Genomic DNA, 23,137 nt, shown 5'->3' on the forward strand with positions numbered 1-23,137 from the left:
GTCAGCGCGCCGCCGAAGCGGCCGGTGCCGCGGAGTTCTCGGCGTCGGCGGTTCCGGCCCGGCGGGCCTCCCGGACCGCCCAGAACACGGCCTCCGGAGTGGCGGGGCTCGCGAGCGCGGTGCTCCGCCCGCCGGGCCCGAACGCGGCCGCGGCCTCCCGCAGCGCCTCGCGCACGCTGAAGGCCAGCATGAGGGGCGGCTCCCCCACGGCCTTGGAGCCGTAGACGACACCGCTCTCGGTGGCCTCCTCGAAGAGGTGCACGTGGAACTCCTCGGGCATCTCCGAGAAGCTCGGCAGCTTGTAGGTGCTGGCGGACTGGGTGGCCAGCCGGCCCCGGTGCGGACCGTCGGAGACGTCCCAGCGCAGCTCCTCGAGGGTGAGCCACCCGGCGCCCTGGACGAACCCGCCCTCGATCTGCCCCACGTCGATGAGCGGGGAGAGGCTGTCGCCCACGTCGTGGACGATGTCCGTGCGCAGCAGCCGGTAGGCGCCGGTGAACCCGTCGACCTCCACCTCGGAGACGGAGGCGCCGTAGGAGAAGTACTTGAACGGCTCGCCCTGCATCCGGGCGCCGTCCCAGTGCAGCCCCTCGGTGCGGTAGTACCCGGCCGCCCACAGCGAGACCCGCTGGAAGTAGGCGTCGTGCGCGAGCTCGGCGAAGGACATCACCTGGTCGGAGAAGCCGATCCCGGTCACCGTGCCGTCGACGAAGCGCACGTCGTCGGGGTGGATGTCGAACTTGCGGGCGGCGACCTCGGCCAGCCGGTCGCGGATCTGCTCGCAGGCGTTCTTCACGGCCCCGCCGTTGAGATCCGCCCCGGAGCTGGCGGCCGTCGCGGAGGTGTTGGGCACCTTGTCCGTGCGGGTGGGCGCCAGCCGGACGATCTCCAGCGGCACGCCCAGCGCCGTGGCCGCGACCTGGCGCATCTTGGTGTGCAGGCCCTGCCCCATCTCGGTGCCCCCGTGGTTGATGAGCACGGACCCGTCCTTGTAGACGTGCACGAGCGCACCGGCCTGGTTGAAGGCCGTGAGGTTGAACGAGATGCCGAACTTCACCGGAGTGACGGCCAGCGCTCTCCGGGTGTCGGGGTGCGTCGCGTTGAACGCCGCGATCTCCTCGCGGCGGCGCTCGACGTCGGCCCGGTCGAGCAGCTGCGTCCAGATGGTGCGCAGCCGCTCGGCGTGCCTGACCGGCTGGCCGTAGGGGGTGGACTGGCCGGGGACGTAGAGGTTGCGGTGGCGCAGCTCCGTGGGATCCAGGCCGAGCAGCGGGGCGCACCGGCCCATGACCTCCTCGATCACCAGCATGCCCTGGGGTCCGCCGAAGCCGCGGAACGCGGTCTGGGAGGTCTTGTTCGTCTTCGCGATGCGGCCGTGGACCTGCACGTGGGGGATCCAGTAGGCGTTGTCGATGTGGCACAGCGTCCGCTGCATCACGGGCTCGGAGAGGTCCAGGCTCCACCCGCCGTCGCTGGTGACGGTGGCCTCCAGGGCCTGCAGGCGGCCGCTCTCGTCGAAGCCGGCCTCCCAGCGGGCGTGGTACGGGTGGCGCTTGCCGGACAGGGTGATGTCCTGGGTGCGGTTGAGCCGCAGCCGCACCGGCCGTCCGGTCAGCACCGACCCGAGGGCGGCGACGGCGGCGTAGCCGTGCGGCTGCATCTCCTTGCCGCCGAACCCCCCGCCCATGCGCAGGCACTGCACGGTGACCTCGTGGCTGTGCAGGCCCAGGACGTGGGCGACGATCTCCTGGGTCTCCGTGGGGTGCTGGGTGCTGCAGTGCACCAGGACCTGACCGGCCTCGTCGACGTAGGCGAAGGACGCGTGGGTCTCCAGGTAGAAGTGCTCCTGGCCGCCGAACTCGAACTCCCCGCCGAAGCGGTGGGCGGAGGCGGCCAGCGCGGTGCTGGTGTCCCCGCGGCTGACGGTGGGCTGACCGCCCTGGAAGCTCCCGGCCTCGACGGCCTCCGCCACCGTGATCAGTGACGGCAGCGGCTCGTAGTCGACCTCGACGGCCTCGGCCCCCAGCCGGGCGGCCTCCTGGGTCTCGCCCAGCACCCAGCACACGGCGTGCCCGTGGAACATGACCTCGGAGGGGAACAGCGGCTCGTCGTGCTTGGTGCCGGAGTCGTTGACGCCGGGCACGTCCGCGGCGGTGAGCACCCGGACCACACCGGGGACCTCCAGGGCCGGGGCCGTGCGCACGTCCTGCACGAGGGCGTGGGCGTGGGGCGCCTGCACCGGCCAGGCGTGCAGCACGTCCTGGTGGCGCACGATCAGATCGTCGGTGTACAGGGCCGTGCCGGTGACGTGCAGGGCGGCGCTCTCGTGCGCGACGGACAGGCCCACCACGGGGTCGACGGGGCGGTCGGCGAGGGACTTCATCGGGACACCTCCAGATCGGCGGCGGGCGCGTTCTGCGCCCAGAACTTGAGCAGGGCCTGCTCGAGCATGGCCGAGCGGTAGCGTGCGCTGGCCCGGTGGTCGTCGATCGGCGTGCCCTCCCCGGCCAGCGCGGCCGCCGCGGCGACGACCGTGTCGCGGTGCCACGGCGCGCCGCTCAGGGTGCGCTCCGCGCCGTGCGCCCGGATCGGGGTGGCCGCCACCCCGCCCAGACCGATCCGCACGGACGAGACCGTTCCGTCATCCACCTGCACGGCGATGCCGACGGCCACGCTGGAGATGTCGTCGAAGCGGCGCTTGGCGATCTTGTGGAACGCGGTGTTCCGGGCGAGAGGCAGCGGGATCCGCACGGCGCGGATGATCTCCCCGGGGCGGCGGACGCTGCGCCGGTATCCCGTGAAGTACTCGTCCAGGGGCACCTCGCGCTCGCCCCCGGCGGAGGCCAGCACCACGGAGGCGCCCAGGGCCAGCAGCGCCGGGGCGGAGTCGCCGATGGGCGAGCCCGTGCCGAGGTTGCCGCCGAACGTCGCGGCGTTGCGGATCAGGCGCGAGGCGAACTGCGGGAAGAGCTGGTCGAGCAGGGGCACCCGTCCGGCGAGCCCGCGCTCGACCTCGGACAGGCTCAGGGCCGCTCCGATCTCGATCCCGTCCTGCCGCACCTCGAGGGTGCGCAGCTGCTCGAGTCCGTCCACGGCGAGGGTCAGCGGCGGACGGGCGTGGTGGATGTTGACCCCCACGCCCGCGTCCGTCGAACCGGCGACCAGCAGCGCCTCCGGCGCGCGCTCCAGGTGCTCAAAGAGCTCCTCCAGGGAGCCGGGGCGGACGAACCGTGCGCCGCCGGCCTCCACCCGGGTGGGCGGGGCGGGCGGCGCGGGCCGTTCCTGGCGCTGGAGCAGGGGGTCGGCGTCGGCCGGCGCCCCCAGCGCGTAGGCGGCGTCACGGATGGGCCGGTAGCCGGTGCAGCGGCAGAGGTTGCCGCTCAGGGCGTGCAGGTCGAATCCGTTGGGCCCGCACTCGTGGTCGGCCGCGTGCTCCTCGCCGGTGACCTCGGTGCCGGTCTGCACCTCGTCCGCCGGGCCGGAGGCCTCGCGCTCGGGACGGTAGTACTCGGCGGCCATGGAACAGACGAACCCCGGCGTGCAGTAGCCGCACTGCGAGCCTCCCCGGACCGCCATCTCCTGCTGGACGGGGTGCAACGCCGCCGGCGCGCAGGCCCCGGGGGCGGTCCCGAGCCCCTCGGCGGTGACGACCTCCTGGCCGTCGAAGGCGACGGCGGGAGGCAGGCACGCGTTGACCGCGGTCCACCGGCTGCGACCTTCTCCGTCCGGCCGGGCGACGAGCACCGCGCAGGCTCCGCACTCGCCCTCGGCGCAGCCCTCCTTGGCCCCGGTCAGTCCCTCGCCGCGCAACCAGTCCAGCAGCCGGGTGTGCGGGCCGGCACCGTCACAGCTGCGGGCCCGACCGTTGACCGTCACTCGGATGTCACTCATGCCTTGTGCTCCTCGGTGCGTGCCACTGGCCGCGACGTGGAGTCAGGTGGTTCCCGAGGGGGACCGGGAGCTCTCTGGCGGCGGACCAGCGCGATTTGTCGTTGCTCGCCCGGTAGATAGTCCGGTGGGGACCCGCCGTAGGCTGAGTCACACGATAACCACGCCATGACGCGGCCGCAAGAGGTGGTGCGCCGACTCCGGCTGCCGCGTGGATCTGGAAGAATTCTTCCGTATTGTGTTGTACCTCACGTCGAACTGCTCTACGTTTGCCTCAGCCAATGGCGGGTCCCGGTCGAGCGGGACTATCTACCGGGCATGATCCGACATTCGGGTGGGCCCGCCGGCGGCCATCAGCCGTTCCCCGGGTCCCCCACGATCCGTGAGGACCTGAGCATCATGTCGACCGTTCACGAAGAAGCCACCCACTCCCAGACCTACCTCGAACACGCCGTCGACCTCGCGGTGGAGAACGCCGCTGTCGACGGCGGGCCGTTCGGCGCCGTTGTCGTGACCGCTGACGGGCGGGAGTTCCCCGCCGTCAACCGCGTGACGGCGGACAACGACCCCACAGCGCACGCGGAGGTCATGGCGATCCGCAGCGCCTGCCGCGAGCTGGGGACCTTCGACCTCAGCGGGGCCGTGCTCTACACCAGCTGCGAGCCGTGCCCGCTGTGCCTGTCGGCCTCGCTGTGGGCCCGGCTGGACGCGGTGTACTTCGCCGCCGACCGGCACGACGCGGCGGCCGGCGGATTCGACGACGCCGAGTTCTACGAGTTCTTCGCCCGGAGCGCGGAGCAGCGGGACCGGGCCCTCCCGGTCCGCCAGGTTCCCCTCGCCGGGCGCACGGATCCGTTCGAGGCCTGGGCCGGCAACGCCCGCCGCACCGAGTACTGACCCGAACATCCGCCGCACCCGGTCGGCTTCCACCGGGACCACCAGATCTGGACACTTCACGGGAGACCCGCCGGCAACGGCCGGACCCGGGAAAAACAGAGGATCGCCGGACCTTGCGCAGCAGAGCCGACGTCTGCGCGCTGAAGGAGGCTCCTTCCATGTCACCGACCACACCTGGCCGCCCGACCCCGGACCGCACGATCCGCCGTGGGCGCCGAGCGGGCCCAGCACGCGTGCCCGGCCCGGAGGACGAGCGGCTGCCCCTGGGGCGCACCACCGCCTACGGCTTCCAGCACGTCCTCACCATGTACGGTGCCATCGTCGCCGTCCCCCTCATCATCGGGCAGGCCGCCGGGCTCTCCGGCGAGGAGATCGCCCTCCTCATCAGCTCCTGCCTGCTCATGGGCGGGGTCGCCACCGTCCTGCAGAGCTTCGGGGCCCCCTTCCTCGGCTCCAAGCTGCCGCTCGTGCAGGGCGTGTCCTTCGCCGGGGTCGCCCCCATGCTCGCGATCCTGGCGGGGGGCAACGACCTGACCACCATCTTCGGGGCCGTCCTCGTCTCCTCGGTGGTGGGCTTCCTGCTCGCCGGCGCGTTCTCCCGGATCCTCCGGCTCTTCCCGCCGGTGGTCACCGGAACGGTCATCACGGTCATCGGCATCTCCCTGCTGCCGGTCGCGATCTCCTGGGCCGCCGGTGACGGGGACGGCGGAGCCGCCGATCCCCGCAGCCTCGCGCTGGCCGGGACCACCCTGCTCATCGTGCTGGTGCTGTCCAAGGTGGGCGTCGGGATGATCTCCCGCCTGTCCATCCTGCTCTCCTTCGTCCTGGGCACGGTGATCGCCCACGCGATGGGGATGGTGGACTTCTCCGGCGTGGGCGAGGGCGGCATCGTCACCTTCCCGACGCCCCTGGCCTTCGGGCCTCCGACCTTCGAGGTCGCCTCGATCATCTCGATGCTCATCGTGGTGCTCGTCACGATGACCGAGACCACGGCGGACATCCTCGCCGTGGGGGAGATCACCGGGGCCAAGATCGACTCGAAGCGCGTGGCCGACGGCCTGCGGGCGGACATGCTCTCCTCCGCGGGGGCGCCGGTGCTCAACTCGTTCACCCAGACGGCCTTCGCCGCCAACGTGGGCCTCGTCGCGGTGACGGGCGTCCGCAGCCGGTTCGTGGTCACCGCCGCCGGGGTCATCATGGTCGGGCTGGGCCTGTTCCCGGTCGTCGGGGAGGTCGTCGCGGCCATCCCGACCCCGGTCCTCGGCGGCGCGTCGATCGTGCTCTTCGGCACGGTGGCGTCCTCCGGCGTCCGCACGCTGGCCAAGGTCGACTTCAGCAACTCCATGAACCTCGTCATCGTGGCGGTCGCCTTCGCCTTCGGCCTGGTCCCCGTGGCCGCACCACAGCTCTACGCCGGTTTCCCGTCCTGGACCCAGACCATCCTCGGGTCGGGGATCAGCGCCGCAGCACTCGTGGCCATCGCCCTCAACCTCCTGTTCAACGAGCTCACCGCCGGCAACTCCAGGAACCAGTCCGTCATGGCGGCGGCGCCGGTGCGGGTCGTCCGGGCGGACGTGCTCGCACACCTGGAAGAGGGCGACCGGATCCAGGGCGGTGCCGTCGTGGCCAGCGACGGGGCCGAGGTCGCGGTCGTCCCGGGGCACCGCTTCGACGACGTCCGGAAGATGATCGACTCCGGGGAGATCACGCACACGGGCCAGATCCTGCAGGTGATCGGGCAGAAGGACGGGGTCTGAGCACCGTTGCCGGCGGCGCACCCGGGGGGCTGAGGCATCGTCCCGTGACGCTGCTCCGATCAGGACACGTTCTCTCGGGCACCCGGATCTCTCCGGGCCCCGGCTCAGAGGCGTCGCGCCGGGGGTCCTCCGAGGGGGCGCGGACGGGCCACCAGGAGCCGGCCCATGGGCCGGCAGATCAGCAGGAGGAGGATCCCGAGGGCCGCGAGGCTGCCGGCGAGCAAGGGAGAGTCGTGCCACCCTCCGGAGAGGGCGAGGAAGCCGGGCAGGCCGGTGGTCAGCAGCGCGTTGCCGATGGAGAGGACCCCCACCGCAGGCGCCAGGTCCGTGCGGTCCCGAGCCATGAGCACGAAGAAGGCGGCCCAGAGCACGGACCACATGAGCCACTGGACGGCGAGGACCCGCCCGCCCAGGACCACCCAGGAGTGCGCCGCGAAGCCCGCCCCGTTGACGGCCACGACCAGGCAGAACCAACCCAACCCGTGGTCCGGCCAGCGGGTGACCAGGTTGGCGCCCAGCCAGAGGTAGGTGAAGCCGAAGAAATAGAGTCCGGCGGCCTCGGCGATCCGAGTCCCGTCGCCCCCGGCTGAGACGATGAGCCAGGTGGGGACCACCACCTGCAGCGCTCCCACGAAAAAGTTCAGCGGAGCAGCGCCGGTGCCGCTGACGTGGCCCAGCAGCATCATCCCGTTGACGAACAGGACCGCACCGACGTAGAGCAGCCCGACGGCGCTCATGGGCGCCGGTTCCGGGCACGACTACGGTCCCAGCACCAGGACGCGACCACAGGTCTACCTCGATCTTTCCGCATCGGCGCCCGGCGCCTCAGGCCGTGGCGAGGTCGGGCCCCCGTCGCAGCGTGTTGAGCCGGGGCAACGGGGCGTGGCGGGCAGGGCGTTCACGAGCGGAGGTCACGCGGGGGCCAGTTGCTGAAGGCCTTCTGCCGGGCGGTTGCATAGGTCCGGACCTTCGACGTGGTCAGTCCCAGCCGGACGAGGGACTCGGCGATCGTCACGGCCGCGGCGACGCCGTCGACCACGGGCACCCCGGTGCGCTCGGCGACCTTCGCCGTCAGACCCGCCATCCCGCCGCAACCGAGGCAGATGACCTCAGCGTGGTCGTCCCGCACGGCGCGCAGCGACTGGTCGAGGATGGCCTGGACAGCGGCGCCGGGGTCCGACTCCAGCTCGAGGACGGACATTCCGCTGGCCCGCACGGACGCGCACCGGTCGGTGAGCCCTGCGAGCTTGAGCCGGTCCTCAATGAGAGGGACCGTGCGGTCCAGCGTGGTCACCACCGAGTACTTGTGCCCGAGATACATCGCCGTGCTCGCCGCGGCTTCGGTGATGTCGACCACCGGCACGTCCAGGAGCTCCTGGAGGCCCTCCCGGCCGTGCTCGCCGTAGCCGGCTTGGATGACGGCGTCGAAGGGCTCGGGGTAGGCCTTGACGGTTTCCATCACGGCAATGGCGGCCAGGTAGCTCTCGTAGTTGCCCTCGACGGACTCGGCCCCGAACAGCGGGGTCAGGGGCACGATCTCCGTCCCCGGGGCGGCGGCGGCCGCTGCTTCGCGGCCGATGGATTCGGTCATGGACTCGGTGGTGTTCACGTTGAGCACGAGGATGCGCATGCGGATGGCCTTTCGGTCGGAGATTCCGGGCGTGTGGTGGTCGTCGGGGCGGTCAGTGCTTCGGGGCCACGGCGATCTCCTCGCCGTCGACGGCGTGGAACGTGGCGTGGCGGTCGGAGATCAGCAGGTAGATCACCGCGGCGAGGATCGCGCCGACGAACCAGGAGAACCCGGCGACGAAGGTGAAGGCGGGAACCAGCGCGAGGATCAGGGCGACGATCGCGGCCGGCGTGCCCGCGAGGACGGCCTTGCGGTTGACGCCGCGGGTGTAGGCGTACTCCCCGTGCGGGGACTCGGAGTACAGGTCCGGGATGTTGACCTTGCCCTTTCGGACCAGCCAGTAGTCGGCCATGATCACGCCGAACAGCGGCCCCAGCAGCGCACCCAGGCCGCCGAGGAAGTACACGATGACCACAGGGGAGTTGTACAGGTTCCACGGCAGGATGATCAGCCCGATCACCGCCGAGATGATGGCGGCCCGACGGAAGTTCAGGGTGCGCGGGAACAGATTGGCCAGGGTGTAGATGGGGGCGACGAAGTTGGCCATGAGGTTCACGGCGATCGTGAGGATGATCAGGGCGAGGCAGGCGAGCACCAGCAGGAAGGTGTTGGGGATGGCGTTGACGACGTCGGTGGGGCCCTCGATGATCGTTCCGTCGATCTTGTACTGAGCGCCCGCGAGGACGATGACGATGGCGGCGAAGAACATCATGTTGATGGGGATGCCGTAGAAGTTGCCGCGCACCACCGAGCGCTCCGAGGGGGCGCCGCGGGTGAAGTCGCAAAAGTTCAGCACGAAGGTGCCGTAGATGACGACCCACAGTGCGGCGGACTGGAAAATGCGCACCCACATCTCGCCACCGGTCAGGGAGTCCGCGGTGGACCAGGCGATGGAGCCACCGGCCTCCACGAACATCCAGACGGCCAGGGCGAGCATGGTGACCAGGATGATCGGGCCGGCGAAGGCCTCGTACTTGCGGATCATCTCCATGCCGAAGCTGACGATGACCACCTGCACGAGCCACAGGGCCACGAACGAGATCCAGCCCAAGGTGGAGAGGCCGAGGAACGAATTGGTGTCGAGCGGCGCCAGAGAGGGTGCGAGGGCAAGGATCAGCACCCGGAGCACCAACGAGGCCAGATAGGTCTGGATGCCGAACCACGCGATGGCCACGCCTCCACGGACGATGGCGGGGATCTGGGCGCCCTTGACGCCGAAGGCGATGCGGCTCATGACCGGGAACGGCACTCCCGTGCGCTCTCCCATGAACCCGGAGAGGTTCAGGAGCAGGAAGAGCAGGGCGGCACCCAGGATGAAGGCCAGCATGATTTGCCACCCGCCCAACCCCAGGGCGAACAGCCCGATGGCGAACGCGTAGTTGCCCAGCGAGTGCACGTCGTTGGCCCACAGGGTGAAGATGCTGTAGGCGTGCCAGGTCCGGCCCTTCTTCGTGGTCGGTGCCAGGTCCTCGTTGTAGAGCCGGGGGCTGACGCCCGTGGGGATGGGGCCGGTGGTGCCGGGCACGTGGACGGCCGCCTCGACGGCAGGGTCACCGGTGCCCCACGGCTCGGGGTCGAGCAGGGGCCGGTGACCGTGCTGCCTGCCCGTGGCACGCGGCTCTCCGCCGCGGGGAGAGCCGTCCGTCGGATCGGTGCCGGGGGATGGCTTGCTGACGTTCACGGCGCCTGTCTCCTTCTGGAAGATGCCCATCGGATCCTCATTCCATAATATGAAATTCTTATTTCATTCGGTGAAATGAGCTTAGGTGTGTCTCACGTCACGATCAAGCATTACGGAACGGTAATTTCAATGGGTGACCAAATTGAAACTTCCATGACCACAGGCCGCCGGTCAGGAGGATCTCCTGGCCGGCGGCCTGTGGTGGATGGTGCCGGTCGTCCGTCAGCTCTCGCCGCGCCGGACCAGGCGGCCGGTGGGCGTCCGGAAGTCCACGGCGCTGCCCCGCAGATAGGTTCGGCGCACCTTTCCGGACAGCGCCTTGCCCTGGTACGGGGTGATGGGGTTCTTGTGGTGCAGCTTCCCGGCGTCCACGACGAATGCGTCGTCGGGTGCGAAGACCACCAGGTCGGCGTCGTAGCCCAGGGACAGCTTGCCCTTGGAGCGCAGGCCGGCGCGCTGGGCGGGCTTTGTCGACATCCACTCCACGACGCGACCCAGGGCCACTCCCCGGCGGCGGGCCTCGGTCCAGATCAGGGACAGGCCCAGCTGCAGGGAGGAGACCCCGCCCCAGGCCACGCCGAAGTCGCCGTTGTCGAGGTCCTTGAGGTCCAGCGTCGAGGGGGAGTGGTCGGAGACCACGAAGTCGATCGTCCCGTCGATCAGCCCCTCCCAGAGCAGCTCGCGGTTGCCGACCTCCCGTACGGGCGGGCAGCACTTGAAGGCGGTGGCCCCGTTGGGCACCTCTTCGGCGAGCAGCGTGAGGTAGTGCGGGCAGGTTTCGACCGTGATGTCGAGGCCGTCCGCCTTCGCGGTCGCGATCATCGGCAGGGCGTCCGAGGAGGACAGGTGCAGGATGTGGGAGCGGGCACCGGTCCAGCGGGTCCGCTCGATGACCTCGGCGATCGCCAGGTTCTCCGCCCCGCGCGGGCGGGACCTCAGGAAGTTCTCGTAGACGTCCCCCTCCGGGTGCGGGGCGCGGTCGATGGCGCGGGAGTCCTCGGCGTGCACGATCATCAGCGAGTCGAAAGTCTTGATCTCGGCCAGGTCCTCCTCCATCTCGTCGGCCTCGAGGTGCGGGAACTCGTCCACGCCGGAGTGCAGCAGGAAGCACTTGAAGCCGAAGACGCCGTCGTCGTGCAGCTCGCGCAGATGGGGCTTGTTGCCGGGGATCGCCCCGCCCCAGAAGCCCACGTCCACGAAGACGTTGTCCTGGGCGAAGAGGCGCTTGTACTCGAGGGCCGGCACGTTGACGGTCGCCGGGACCGAGTTGAGCGGCATGTCCAGGACCGTGGTCACGCCCCCGGCGGCAGCGGCGCGGGTCGCGGAGGCGAATCCCTCCCACTCGGTGCGGCCGGGCTCGTTGATGTGCACGTGGGTGTCCACCAGGCCGGGCAGCAGGTGCTCGTCCTCGGCCAGCTCCACGACCTCGCGGCCCAGCAGCCCGGCGCCGAGGGGTTCGATGGCCACGATCTTGCCGTTGCGGACGCCGACCTCGCGCGGAGCGAAGTGGTCGCCGCAGGAGACGTTCCTCCCGCGCACCACGAGGTCGAACTCGCGGTGATCACCCGCGAAGGTGCCGTCGTCGTCCGCCCCCAGATGGGGGGCGTCGGCGGCATCGGCAGGAATCCCGTGCTCCCGCTTGTAGTCGGCGATGAGGCGGCGGACGCGCTCGGGGTCGTTGGCGTCCTTGCTCACCTCCCGCTGGTGCGCCTGCTCGGCCTCGAAGGCGCTCTGGGCTGCGGCCGGCTTGGTGGCCGCGCGCGAGGAGTCCTCCCGGGCGATCTCCGCGGGATCCCCGGTCGTCTGGTGCGGGCGCCCGGCGGCGTCCGGGGTGCCGTCCACGCGTGACGTGCGCTCCGCGGACGGTTGCTGGGGGGCCGGCTGACGTCCTTGCTCGCCGCCCTGGTCCTTGCCCCGGCCGGGGTTCCCCGGCTGCTGCGGTGTCTTCTTCTCCGTCATCGACGTTCCTTCTCGTCATCGGCGTCCGCACAGGGCGCCGGATCGGTCAGTTGGGTTGGGTCCCGGCGAGCAGGTCGGGGAGTTCACGGGCGAGCCGGGCGCCCACCTGCTCGAGCAGCCGGCCTGCCTCACGCATGCTGACCCGCGGGTCCGGCTCGAGCTCGGTCAGGGCATAGGTGCGTACGAACCCCGCGCTCCGGCGGGTCTCCTCGTCCAAGGTGGTGCGGCCGCACACGGCCACCACCGGCACGCCGGCGGCGTGCGCTGTGGCGGCGACCCCCATGGGGGTCTTCCCGCCGAGCGACTGCTCGTCGAGGCTGCCCTCCCCGGTGACCACGAGATCGGTGCCCGCCATCCGGTCGGCGAGGCCCACGAATTCCAGGACCACGTCGATGCCCGGGCGGCGCTGGGCGCCGAGCACGGCGAGTGCCGCGAATCCCACCCCGCCGGCAGCTCCGGCACCGGGGGACTCGGCCGCCGCCAGGACGGCCGGGCCGAGGACGTCCGCCAGCCGGTCCCGGAGAACCGTCAGCGCGGCATCGAGGGATGCGACCAGTTCGGGATCCGCACCCTTCTGCGGGCCGAACACGGCCGGGGCGCCCTTGGCTCCCGTGAGGGGGTTGTCCACGTCGGCGGCCAGGACGAACTGCGCGTCCTGCACCCGGGGGTCCAGCCGGGTGAGGTCGATCCGGGCCAGCCGGGCGAGCTCGGCTCCTCCGCGGCCCAGTTCGCGCCCCTCACCGTCCAGCAGACGGGCGCCGAGACCCTCCAGCAGCCCCGCGCCGCCGTCGCTGCACGCGCTGCCGCCCACGCCCAGGACGATCCGGGTGGCTCCGGCGTCGAGGGCGGCCCGGATCAGTTCCCCGGTGCCGCGGCTGGTGGCGCCCCCGGCGTCGAGGAGGGGGTCGCCGTCCTCGTCCACCGGCAGGGCGGCCAGTCCCGAGGCCAGGGCCATCTCCACCACTGCGGTCCGGTCGAGGAGGGCGAACCCTGCCTCGACGGGCTCCCCGAGGGGACCGGTCACCGTGGTGGGGCAGGCGGTGAATCCGGCGCCGACGGCGGCGTCGAGGGTGCCCTCGCCGCCGTCGGCCACCGGGACGGCCACGACCGTGGCGGACGGTTCCACGGACCGGATGCCCGCCGAGAGGTGCTCCACCACGTCGGTGGCTTCCAGCGAACCCTTGAACTTGTCCGGGGCGACGACGATGCGCACGGCCGGTCCTCCTGTTCTGTGCGGATGGGGATCAGTCGAGCAGGGCGATCGCGGTCGGGGCGTCCACGCCGCTGGCGGCGAGCTCCTCGAACTCGACCACGTTGTCGATCTCGGTCCCCATGGAGATGTTGGTGACCTTCTCCAGTATGACCTCCACCACCACGGGGACCTGGTGCTTCTCCAGGAGGGTCCGGGCCTGGCCGAAGGCCTCCTGCAGTTTCTCGGGATCGGTCACGCGCAGGGCCTTGCAGCCCAGGCCCTCGACGACCTTGAGGTGGTCCACGCCGTAGCCCTGGGTCTCGGGGGAGTTGATGTTCTCGAAGGCCAGGGAGACGTTCTGCTCCATCTTGAACCCGCGCTGGGACTGGCGGATGAGGCCCAGGTACGAGTTGTTCACCACCACGTGGAGATAGGGCAGGTTGAACTGCGCCCCGACGGCCAGTTCCTCGATCATGAACTGGAAGTCGTAGTCCCCGGAGAGCGCCACGACGGTGGCCTCCGGCTTGCCCCGGACGACGCCGAGGGCGGCGGGCCCGGTCCAGCCCAGCGGGCCGGCCTGGCCGGCGTTGATCCACTGGCGCGGGCCGTGCACGTGCAGGAACTGGCCGCCGGCGATCTGGGAGAGCCCGATCGTGGAGACGTAGGTGACGTCCGTGCCGAAGGCGGTGTTCATCTCCTCGTAGACGCGCTGCGGCTTGACGGGGACCTGCGTGAAATGCGTCTTGCGCTGCATGGAGCCCTTGCGCTGGGCGCAGTCCTTGACCCACACGGACCAGTCCGGCACGGAGAGCTGCTCCTTGCGCTCCCGGGCGACCTCGATGAGGACGTCCAGGGCCGCACCGGCGTCGGAGACGATGCCGAGGTCCGGGGAGAACACGCGCCCGATCTGGGTGGGCTCGATGTCGATGTGCACGAACGTGCGGCCCCGGGTGTAGGTGTCCAGGCCGCCGGTGTGACGGTTGGCCCACCGGTTGCCGATGCCGAGCACGAAGTCGGACTCCAGGAACGTCGCGTTGCCGTAGCGGTGGGAGGTCTGCAGGCCCACCATGCCCGCCATCAGCGGGTGGTCGTCCGGGATGGCGCCCCAGCCCATGAGGGTCGGGATCACGGGCACGTCCAGCAGCTCGGCGAGCTCGACCAGCTGCGCCGAGGCATCGGCGTTGATGATGCCGCCGCCGGCCACGATGAGCGGACGCTGTGCGGAGGAGAGCATGTCCAGGACCTTCTCGGCCTGCGCGCGGGTCGCTGCGGGACGGTGGACGGCCAGGGGCTCGTAGACGTCGATGTCGAACTCGATCTCGGCGAGCTGCACGTCCAGGGGGAGATCCAGCAGCACCGGACCGGGCCGGCCCGAGCGCATGAGGTAGAAGGCCTTCTGGAACGCCCCGGGGACCTGGCCGGGCTCCAGCACCGTCATGGCCATCTTGGTGACCGGCGCGGCGATCGAGGAGATGTCCACGGCCTGGAAGTCCTCCTTGTGCAGCTTGGCCACGGGGGCCTGGCCGGTGATGCACAGGATCGGGACGGAGTCCGCCCACGCGGCGTAGAGGCCGGTGATCATGTCGGTGCCCGCGGGACCGGACGTGCCCACGCAGATCCCGATGTTGCCGGGGGCGGCCCGGGTGTAGCCGTCGGCCATGTGCGAGGCGCCTTCGACGTGCCGGGCGAGGGTGTGGCGGATGCCGCCGTGGGCGCGCATCGCCGAGTAGAACGGGTTGATGGCGGCGCCGGGCAGGCCGAAGGCCTCGGTGGCGCCCTCCTTCTCGAGGATGGCGACGACGGCGTCGACCGTGCGCATTCTGGCCATGATGAACTCCTTGGAAGCAGGACCCGGGATCGGGTCGGGAAGCGGTGGGGTGGGACAGGTCAGCGGCCCGAGCGGCCGGAGAGCTCCTCGACGAGCTTGAAGAGACCCGAGTGGTCGAGTCCGCCGTCGCCCTTGTTGACGGTGGCGGCCACGAGCTGGGCGACGATCGCGCCGAGTGGCACGGCCACGCCGGCCTCCCGGGCGGCGGAGGTCACGATGCCCATGTCCTTGTGGTGCAGCTGCAGCCGGAAGCCCGGGTCGAAGTTGCGGTCCAGCATCTTCTGACCCTTCTGGTCCAGGACCTTGGAACCGGCCAGGCCGCCCCCGAGGACCTTCAGCGCGGCGTCCGTGTCCACGCCGTAGGCCTCGAGGAAGACGATGGCCTCCGCGAGCAGCTGGATGTTGCCGGCCACGATCAGCTGGTTGGCTGCCTTGACGGTCTGCCCGGAGCCGGCGGGGCCCACGTGCACGATGGTCTTCCCGACGGCCTCGAGCACCGGGCGGGCGGCCTCGAAGTCCGCGGCCTCGCCGCCGACCATGATCGACAGCGCGGCGTCGATGGCGCCCTGCTCGCCGCCGGAGACCGGGGCGTCGAGGGGGCGGAGACCTGCCCGGGCGGCATCCCCGGAGAGCCGAGCGGCGACGTCGGGGCGGATGGAGCTGGCGTCGATCCAGATGGTGCCCCGCCGGGCGTGGGCGAAGACGCCGTCCTCGCCGGTGACGACGCCTTCGACGTCGGGGGAGTCCGGGACCATGGTGATCACGACGTCGGCGTTCTCGACGGACTCGGCCACGCCGGAGGCGCCCTTGCCGCCGGCTTCGACGAGCTGGTCGATCTTGTCCTGGGAGCGGTTGAAGCCGACGACGTCGTAGCCGGCCTTGACGAGGTTCTTGGCCATGGGCAGGCCCATGATGCCGAGTCCGATGACGGTGACGGTGGTCATTGTGCTGTCCTCACTGTGGGGGCCCGCACGGTGCGTGCGACGGGCGGGTGCTTGCGGGGCGAAGAAGGGGTGGTCAGCCTCGGGTCCAGGCGGAGAGCCATGCGAAGGGGTCCTCCTGGGACGCCTTGTACTCCAGGCCCACGTAGCCCGAGTAGCCGAGCTCCCGGCTGCGCTCGATCCACTGCTGGAGCGGGAGCTCGCCGGTGCCGGGCTCGTTGCGGCCGGGGGCGTCGGCGATCTGGATGTGGCCGAAGTCAGCGGCGTGCTGCTCGATGACCGAGGTGACGTCGTCACCGTTGACCGACAGGTGGTAGAAGTCGGCGAGCAACTTGATGTTGTCGGCGCCGGCGGCCCGGACCTTCGCGATGACGTCGAGGACGTCCTGGGCGGTCTTCAAGGGATAGGCCTCGGTGCCGGAGACCGGCTCCAGCAGCACGGTCCCGCCGATGCGCGCCACGCCCTCGGCCGCGGCCACGAGATTGCGCACCGCCAGCTCGTCCTGGGCCTGCGGGGTGTGCTCGGGCTGACGGTTGCCGTAGAGGGCGTTGAAGGCCTTGCACCCGGTGCGCTCGCCGATGGCGGCGACCACGGCGATGTTCTCCGTGAACTCCCCGCAGCGGCCCTTCCAGGACACGAGGCCCCGGTCTCCGCCCGGCATGTCGCCGGCGTTGAAGTTCAGCCCGCTCAGCTGCACCCCCGCGTTCCGGATCGCGTCCACGAAGGCGTCGACGTCGCGGTCCCCGGGCACGGATTCCGCGAAGGGCCACCAGAACTCGACCGCGTCGAATCCGGCGGCCTTGGCGGCTGCGGGGCGCTCGAGCAGGGGCAGATCGGTGAGAAGGATGGAGCAGTTCACGGTGTAGGACATCTGGATCCTCCTGGTTCGGACGGGACCGCCGCATATTTCGGAATGTGGAAGTCAGTTTCTGTCTTGTGAAACAGCGTACGGTCCCCTGTGACGCAGGTCAATCCTTAATTGGAAGAATTGTTTCGTGATGTGGAAATATCTGACGGTGGTCCGATGGCATGGAAGGACCCCGTGCCGCCGCGGTGGCAGGGCGGCACGGGGTCCGGTCGGTGGGGACGGGATCGCCGTCCGGTCAGCGCAGCTTCATCTGCCGGTTGACGTCCTTGTAGAGCAGGTACCGGAACCGGCCCGGGCCGCCCGCGTAGCAGGCCTGGGGGCAGAAGGCGCGCAACCACATGAAGTCGCCGGCCTCGACCTCGACCCAGTCCTGATTGAGCCGGTAGACGGCCTTGCCCTCGAGGACGTAGAGCCCGTGCTCCATCACGTGGGTCTCGGCGAAGGGGATCACGGCCCCCGGCTCGAAGGTCACGATCGTCACGTGCATGTCGTACCGGACGTCGTCCGGGTCCACGAAGCGGGTGGTCGCCCACTTGCCGTCGGTCCCCGGCATGGCCGTCGGCTCGACCTCCTGCTCGTTGGTGACGAACGGCTCCGGGACCTCGATGCCCTGGACGTACTCGTAGGCCTTGCGGATCCAGTGCAGGCGGGCGGGTTCGCCGCCGGTGTTGCGCACGGTCCACTCGCACTCCGGCGGGAGGAAGGCGTAGCCACCGGGAGCGAGCTGGTGCTCCTCGCCGTCGACGGTCAGGGTGAGCGTCCCCTCCATGAGGAACAGCACGCCCTCCACGCCGGACTCCGTCTCGGGCCGGTCGCTGCCGCCGCCGGGGGCGACCTCCACGATGTACTGCGAGAAGGTCTCGGCGAAGCCGGACAGGGGCCGGGCGAGCACCCAGACGCGGGTGTCGTCCCAGAACGGGAGCCGGCTGGTCACGATGTCGCGCATGGTCCCGCGCGGGATCACCGCGTAGGCCTCCGTGAACATCGCCCGGTCCGTGAGCAGCTGGGTCTGGTCGGGGTGGCCGCCGTGCGGCGCGTGGTAGGTGGTCTCGCTCATGTGAAGTCGCCTCCGGTGGTCGATGCGGCCGGTGCCGCGGCCTTGGGGTGGGCCAGGGTGAAGAGCTCCTGCTGGCCGATGCCGGCGCTCTCCTCGAGCTCCTCCCCGGAGATCGCCCCGCACAGCACGCCGCGGTGGACGAAGCGGGCCAGGGCACGGGCCGTGGCCGGTTCGTCCATGATCTCCGACTCGATGCCGTGCACGTAGTTCTTCAGCCGCAGCGCCGCGGCGGCGAAGCCCTGACGGTAGAAGAAGTACGTGGCGAGGAACCGGGTGGGCAGCTGGTGCGCGTGCAGGTCCCAGCCCTGGTAGAAGCCCCGTTCCAGGGAACGGCGCACCAGGCGGGCGTGCAGCTGCCAGGAGCCCAGTCTCTGCTGCTCGTCCCCGGTGGGCAGGATGTTCGTGGAGCCGTCGGACAGCCGCACCCCGGTGCCGGCCACGGCGACCTGCATGACGGCCTTGGCGTGGTCGGCCGCAGGGTGCTCCATGGACTGGTACGGGGCGGCGATCTGCAGGGAGTCGGAGTAGTCGTAGGTTCCGTAGTGCAGTGCCTCTACCCGTCCGTTCGTGCGGTGGAGCATCGCGGGGATGGGGCAGGTGCCGTCGGTTCCCAGGATCATGGGGGCGGTCTCCATCTGCACCTCGAACCGCAGCCGCCCGGCCGGCAGCCCGAGGCCGGCCTCCAGCTGCTCGCAGGCCTCGACCATGACCTCGACCTGCTCCAGGGTGCTCACCTTGGGCAGGGTGAGGACGAGGCCGCGGGGCAGGCCGTCCTCGCTGTGCCCGGACTCCCGCAGCCCGCCCTCGCGCACCAGGGTGGTGAGGAACAGGTCGAGGGTGCGCAGGCCGCGGTCCCGGGTGGGGGACTCGAAGCACTTGAAGCGGATGCCGATGTACGGCGGTGCGGTGCCCTCCCGGACGGCCTGGGCCACGGTGCGTGCCGCACGGACGGACCACTCGTCCTCCTCCTGGTCCCCGCGGTCGCCGAAGCCGTCCTCGAAGTCCAGACGGAGATCCTCGATCGGCTCGCTGGCGAGCTTGCGCTCGACCGCCCGGGCCACCTGGTCGACCAGCTCGGGAGCGGCTCCCTCGGGGGCGATGCGCGCCGCGAGGACGCCCACCCCGAGCCCGGCCACGGCCTCGGCGGCGCGCGCCCCCCACTGCTGGGCCGTCTCCGGGGTGAAGGTGTCGGCCGGGAGGTAGACGGTGTGCACGGGTTGGCGGGTTCCCGGATCTCCCGGGTAGGCCCGCTGGAGCAGCTGGTCGGTGCCGGTCAGCCGCTCGGCCGCGCGCTGCTGGAAGGCCCTTCCCAGCGTCCTGGTGCCCAGGTCGCCGGCGCTCACTGCGTGGCCACCCGGTCGCGGTCTGACTTCTCGAGCAGCTCGTAGGCGGGCAGGGTGAGGAAGTCGACGTACTCCTCGTCCAGGACGAGATCGGCGATCAGTCGCGCGGCCGGCTCGAAGTACGCCTCGAACAGCTCCTGGCCGACCTCGGCGCGCAGCACCTCCTGCTGCCGCTGGAGCTCCTCGGCGACGAGCTCGTGGGTCGCGGTGTTCCCGGTGTCCTCGTAGACCACGCCGTTGCGGATCTGCTGCCAGATCTGCGAGCGGGAGATCTCGGCGGTCGCGGCGTCCTCCATGAGGTTGTGGATGGCCACGGCCCCGTTGCCGGACAGCCACACGGCGGTGTAGCGGATCGCCACGTAGAGGTTGGCCGCGAGCTCCTTCTGGGTGCTGACGCGCCCGGCGCTGGGGACGTCGAGCAGCTGCTCGGGGGTCACCTGCACGTCCTCGCGCAGCCGGTCCACCTGGTTGGGCCGCTCGCCGAGGACCTCGTCGAAGACCTCGCGGCAGGTGGGCACCAGGTCCGGGTGGGCCACCCAGGACCCGTCGAAGCCGTCGGTGGCCTCACGGGTCTTGTCCGCGCGCACCTTGGCGAACGCGGCCTCGGTGGCCTCCTGGTCCCGGCGGTTCGGGATCACGGCGGCCATGCCGCCCATCGCGAAGGCGCCGCGGCGGTGGCAGGTCTTCACGAGCAGCTCGGTGTAGGCCCGCATCAGCGGGGCGGTCATGGTGATGGTCGAGCGGTCCGCCAGGACGAACCGCTCGCCGGCGTCCCGGAAGTACTTGATGATGCTGAACAGGTAGTCCCAGCGTCCCGCGTTGAGTCCCGAGGCGTGCTCCCGCAGCTCCCAGAGGATCTCCTCCATCTGGAACGCGGCGGGGATCGTCTCGATGAGCACGGTCGCCCGGACGGTGCCGTGCTCGATGCCCACGTGCTGCTCGGCGAACGTGAACACGTCGTTCCACAGCCGCGCCTCGAGGTGGGACTCCATCTTCGGCAGGTAGTAGTACGGTCCGTGCCCGTTGGCCAGCAGGAGCTTCGCGGTGTGGAAGAAGTGCAGGCCGAAGTCCACGAGTGCGCCGGAGACCGGCTGCCCGTCCACGGTGACGTTGTGCTCGGGCAGGTGCCAGCCGCGGGGTCGGGTGACCACCACGGCGAGCGGGGCGTCCTGGCGCAGGGCGTACTTCTTGCCCTCCGGGGAGGTGAAGGACAGCGTGCCCCGCGCGGCGTCGCACAGGTTGAGGATGCCGTCCACCTGGTTGTGCCAGGTGGGGCTCGAGGCGTCCTCGAGGTCGGCGAGCCAGACCTTGGCCCCGGAGTTCAGGGCGTTGATCGCCATCTTGGCGGGAGAGGCGGGCCCGGTCATCTCGACCCGGCGGTCCTGGAGGGCGGGTGGTGCTGGGGCGACCTTCCACTCGCTCTCGCGGATCTCCCGGGTCTCGGGGAGGAAGTCCAGGGTGCCGGTCTCGGCGGCCCGGCGGCGGTTCTGCTCCCGGGCGCCGAGCAGCTCGGTGCGGCGGTCGGCGAAGCTCTGGTGCAGGGCCTCCACGAAGGCGAGGGCCTCGTCGGTGAGGATCTCGCTCGCGCGGTCCAGGCCGGCTGGGGTGGTGAACTCGATGGCCATGGTGGTCTCCGTTCGGTGCTGGGTTCGGTGGGTGTCGCCCCCGGCAGGGGGCGGGCCGCGACGCGCGGTGGTGCGGGGGAGGTTGCCGGGCTACCGCTGGGCGGCCACCGGTGAGTGCTGCTGGGCGTCCTGCTGGGCCACCCGCTGCACCGCCTCGGCCACGGCCGGGGCCACGTGCTGGTCGAAGACGCTGGGGACGATGTAGCTCGCGTTGAGCTCGTCCTCAGCCACGCAGTCGGCGATGGCCCGCGCGGCGGCGACCAGCATGTCGGTGGTGATGTCGGAGGCCCCGGCGTCGAGCAGGCCGCGGAACAGGCCGGGGAAGGCCAGGACGTTGTTGATCTGGTTCGGGAAGTCGGAGCGGCCGGTCGCGACCACTGCGGCGTGCTCGGCGGCAACGCCGGGGTCGACCTCGGGGTCGGGATTGGCCATGGCGAAGACGATCGCGCGGTCGTTCATGGACGCGATGTCGGCCTCGTCGAGCAGATTGGGGGCGGAGACGCCGATGAAGACGTCAGCGCCCGCCACGGCCTCCTTGAGCGAGCCGGAGAAGGCCCGCTCGTTCGTGTTCTCGGCGATCCACTGGCGGTGCGGGTCGTCGTAGCTCTCCCCGCGGTGGACGGCACCCTTGCGGGAGCAGGCGACGATGTCCTGCACCCCCTGGGCCTTGAGGAGCTGGATGATGGCGTGGCCTGCGGCGCCCACCCCGGAGACGACGATCCTGATGTCGCCGATCTTCTTGTCCACCACGCGCAGGGCGTTGAACAGCGCCGCCAGGGCCACGATCGCGGTGCCGTGCTGGTCGTCGTGGAAGACGGGGATGTCGAGCTCCTCGCGCAGGCGGGCCTCGATCTCGAAGCAGCGGGGGGCCGCGATGTCCTCGAGGTTGATCCCGCCGTAGACGGGGGCCATGGCCTTCACGATCCGCACGATCTCGTCGGTGTCCTTCGTGTCGAGGCAGACGGGCCACGCGTCGACGCCGGCGAAGGCCTTGAAGAGGGCGGCCTTGCCCTCCATGACCGGCAGGGCGGCCGCCGGGCCGATGTCGCCCAGGCCGAGCACCGCGGTGCCGTCGGTGACCACGGCCACCGTGTTGCGCTTGATCGTGAGCCGCCGGGCGTCCTCGGGGTTGTCGTGGATGGCCATGCACACCCGGGCCACGCCGGGGGTGTAAGCCCGGGAGAGGTCGTCTCGGTTGCGCAGCGAGACGCGGGGGGTGACCTCGATCTTGCCGCCGAGGTGGATGAGGAAGGTGCGGTCGCTGATCTTGCGGACCTCCACGCCCTCGAGCGTCTCGAGGGCGTCGCGCACCTCGTCGCGGTGGGAAGCGTCGGAGACGTTGCAGCTGACGTCGACGACGACGTGGCCGGCGTGCGACTCGACGACGTCGAGGGCGGTCACGGCCGCACCGGCGCGCGCGGCGGCGGTGGCGAGCTCGCTGGTGACGGTGAGGCCTGCCGGCGCCTGGACGCGCAGGATCATCGAATAACCGGGACTGGGCGTGGCCATGGTTCCTCCAAAGGCTGTGGATTGATAGTTTCAGTCATATCGTGGAATGAAACTTTCGTATTATGGATATTATGGGAGTCAGCTGAGGTTGGCAAGACGTCTTCGTGACACCTGTCACGAAGTCTTCGGCCGACATTCCGCCCGCCGCGCCACGCGACCGGGCCGTACCGACGGGAGATGGCAATGACCACCACGACCACACGAGCCGGCTCGGGCGGTGTGCAATCGGTCGAGCGCGTGTTCGAGCTCCTCGAGGTGATCACCGCGGCCGGCGGCGAGATGTCGCTGAGCGAGCTCTCCGCCACCGTGAAGCTGCCGCTGCCCACCATCCACCGGCTGCTGCGCACGCTGGTGCCGTCCGGCTACGTCCGTCAGCTCCCCAACCGCAACTACGCGCTGGGGCCGCGGCTGATCCTGCTGGGGGAGGCCGCCGGGCGCCAGTTCGGTTCCGCGGCCCGCACCCGGCTGGACGAGCTGGTGCAGGAGCTCGGCGAGTCGGCGAACATGGCCGTGCTCGACGGCCAGGAGGTCGTCTACATCGCCCAGGCCCAGTCGAACCGGTCGATGCGCATGTTCACCGAGGTGGGACGCCGGGCCGACACCCACGACACCGGCGTGGGCAAGGCGATGCTCGCCACCCTGCCGGACGAGCGCGTCCGCGCCATCGTGGGGGCCGCCGGCATGCCCACCCCCACGCCCAAGAGCATCGGAACCCTCGAGGAGCTCTTCGCGGACCTGGACCGGATCCGGGAGCGCGGCTACGCGATCGACGACGAGGAGACCGAGCTCGGCGTGCGCTGCTACGCGATGGCCGTGCCCGGGGCACCGACGCCCACGGCGATCTCCGTCTCGGGGCCCGTGTCCCGGGTGGACGAGGACTTCGGCCGCCGGGCTGTGCCCGTGCTGCGCCGGGCCGCCGAGGCGATCGCCGCGGAGCTGATGTCCGGCCCGGTCTGAGACCA

The 23,137-nt window shown here is 70.8% G+C and carries 16 protein-coding genes and 1 pseudogene; 3 read left to right on the forward strand and 14 right to left on the reverse strand.

Translation table 11 applies throughout. The features are described from left to right. Position 1 precedes the first annotated feature (1 nt). Together xdhB and ACYVM4_RS02355 are read right to left on the reverse strand one after the other, a co-directional pair. A complete protein-coding gene (gene xdhB / locus ACYVM4_RS02350) occupies positions 2-2,383 on the reverse strand; it encodes a xanthine dehydrogenase molybdopterin binding subunit (protein ID WP_460667534.1) in 2,382 nt (793 codons plus the stop codon). Beyond that, positions 2,380-3,891: a xanthine dehydrogenase small subunit gene (locus tag ACYVM4_RS02355; protein ID WP_368822902.1), complete on the reverse strand. Its 1,512-nt coding sequence runs from the start codon at positions 3,889-3,891 to the stop codon at positions 2,380-2,382. Before ACYVM4_RS02355 ends, xdhB begins: the two co-directional genes overlap by 4 nt. A 396-nt stretch (positions 3,892-4,287) precedes the next feature. Between ACYVM4_RS02355 and ACYVM4_RS02360 the strand changes: the two genes are divergently transcribed. After that, on the forward strand, positions 4,288-4,785 hold the full coding sequence (locus ACYVM4_RS02360) for a nucleoside deaminase (RefSeq protein ID WP_368822901.1): 498 nt from the start codon (positions 4,288-4,290) through the stop codon (positions 4,783-4,785). A gap of 158 nt (positions 4,786-4,943) precedes the next feature. Next, entirely contained in the window at positions 4,944-6,542 is a 1,599-nt protein-coding gene (locus ACYVM4_RS02365; protein WP_460667535.1) for a nucleobase:cation symporter-2 family protein, read from the forward strand. A gap of 104 nt (positions 6,543-6,646) precedes the next feature. Here the strand turns inward: ACYVM4_RS02365 and ACYVM4_RS02370 are convergent, their stop codons facing one another. The 12 genes and pseudogenes from ACYVM4_RS02370 to ACYVM4_RS02425 form a co-directional block, all read right to left on the reverse strand. Then, positions 6,647-7,279 (reverse strand): AmiS/UreI family transporter, encoded by a 633-nt coding sequence (locus tag ACYVM4_RS02370; RefSeq protein WP_368822899.1) that lies wholly within the window; start codon positions 7,277-7,279, stop codon positions 6,647-6,649. Between the two features lie 161 nt (positions 7,280-7,440). Then, positions 7,441-8,172 (reverse strand): aspartate/glutamate racemase family protein, encoded by a 732-nt coding sequence (locus tag ACYVM4_RS02375; protein ID WP_368822898.1) that lies wholly within the window; start codon positions 8,170-8,172, stop codon positions 7,441-7,443. A gap of 52 nt (positions 8,173-8,224) precedes the next feature. Further along, entirely contained in the window at positions 8,225-9,883 is a 1,659-nt protein-coding gene (locus ACYVM4_RS02380) for an NCS1 family nucleobase:cation symporter-1 (RefSeq protein ID WP_460667536.1), read from the reverse strand. Between the two features lie 192 nt (positions 9,884-10,075). Beyond that, entirely contained in the window at positions 10,076-11,449 is a 1,374-nt protein-coding gene (allB, locus tag ACYVM4_RS02385; protein WP_368822936.1) for an allantoinase AllB, read from the reverse strand. Positions 11,450-11,858: 409 nt separating this feature from the next. Beyond that, complete coding sequence (locus tag ACYVM4_RS02390; protein ID WP_368822897.1) at positions 11,859-13,025, reverse strand: glycerate kinase; 1,167 nt, start codon at positions 13,023-13,025, stop codon at positions 11,859-11,861. 31 nt (positions 13,026-13,056) lie between these two features. Beyond that, on the reverse strand, positions 13,057-14,832 hold the full coding sequence (gene gcl / locus ACYVM4_RS02395) for a glyoxylate carboligase (RefSeq protein ID WP_368822896.1): 1,776 nt from the start codon (positions 14,830-14,832) through the stop codon (positions 13,057-13,059). A 59-nt stretch (positions 14,833-14,891) separates the two neighbouring features. After that, on the reverse strand, positions 14,892-16,034 hold the full coding sequence (locus ACYVM4_RS02400) for a 2-hydroxy-3-oxopropionate reductase (protein WP_368822935.1): 1,143 nt from the start codon (positions 16,032-16,034) through the stop codon (positions 14,892-14,894). Continuing rightward, positions 15,943-16,644: pseudogene (locus tag ACYVM4_RS02405) on the reverse strand (hydroxypyruvate isomerase family protein); the annotation flags it as partial. The gene ACYVM4_RS02400 and the pseudogene ACYVM4_RS02405, both read right to left, overlap by 92 nt. A 232-nt stretch (positions 16,645-16,876) precedes the next feature. Further along, the gene (locus tag ACYVM4_RS02410; RefSeq protein ID WP_460667537.1) at positions 16,877-17,698 is read right to left on the reverse strand and encodes a bifunctional allantoicase/(S)-ureidoglycine aminohydrolase; all 822 of its coding nucleotides are present in this window, start codon (positions 17,696-17,698) and stop codon (positions 16,877-16,879) included. Further along, positions 17,695-19,041: a DUF6986 family protein gene (locus ACYVM4_RS02415; RefSeq protein ID WP_460667538.1), complete on the reverse strand. Its 1,347-nt coding sequence runs from the start codon at positions 19,039-19,041 to the stop codon at positions 17,695-17,697. The genes ACYVM4_RS02410 and ACYVM4_RS02415 overlap by 4 nt, the downstream gene beginning before the upstream one ends. Next, positions 19,038-20,666, reverse strand: a complete 1,629-nt coding sequence (aceB, locus tag ACYVM4_RS02420) for a malate synthase A (protein ID WP_460667539.1) — start codon at positions 20,664-20,666, stop codon at positions 19,038-19,040. Before aceB ends, ACYVM4_RS02415 begins: the two co-directional genes overlap by 4 nt. 90 nt (positions 20,667-20,756) lie before the next feature. After that, complete coding sequence (locus tag ACYVM4_RS02425) at positions 20,757-22,175, reverse strand: malic enzyme-like NAD(P)-binding protein (RefSeq protein ID WP_460667540.1); 1,419 nt, start codon at positions 22,173-22,175, stop codon at positions 20,757-20,759. Between the two features lie 183 nt (positions 22,176-22,358). Between ACYVM4_RS02425 and ACYVM4_RS02430 the strand changes: the two genes are divergently transcribed. Then, positions 22,359-23,132, forward strand: coding sequence for an IclR family transcriptional regulator (locus ACYVM4_RS02430; protein WP_368822892.1), 774 nt, complete (start codon positions 22,359-22,361; stop codon positions 23,130-23,132). Positions 23,133-23,137: the final 5 nt, after the last annotated feature.

Source organism: Kocuria himachalensis, assembly GCF_054784195.1.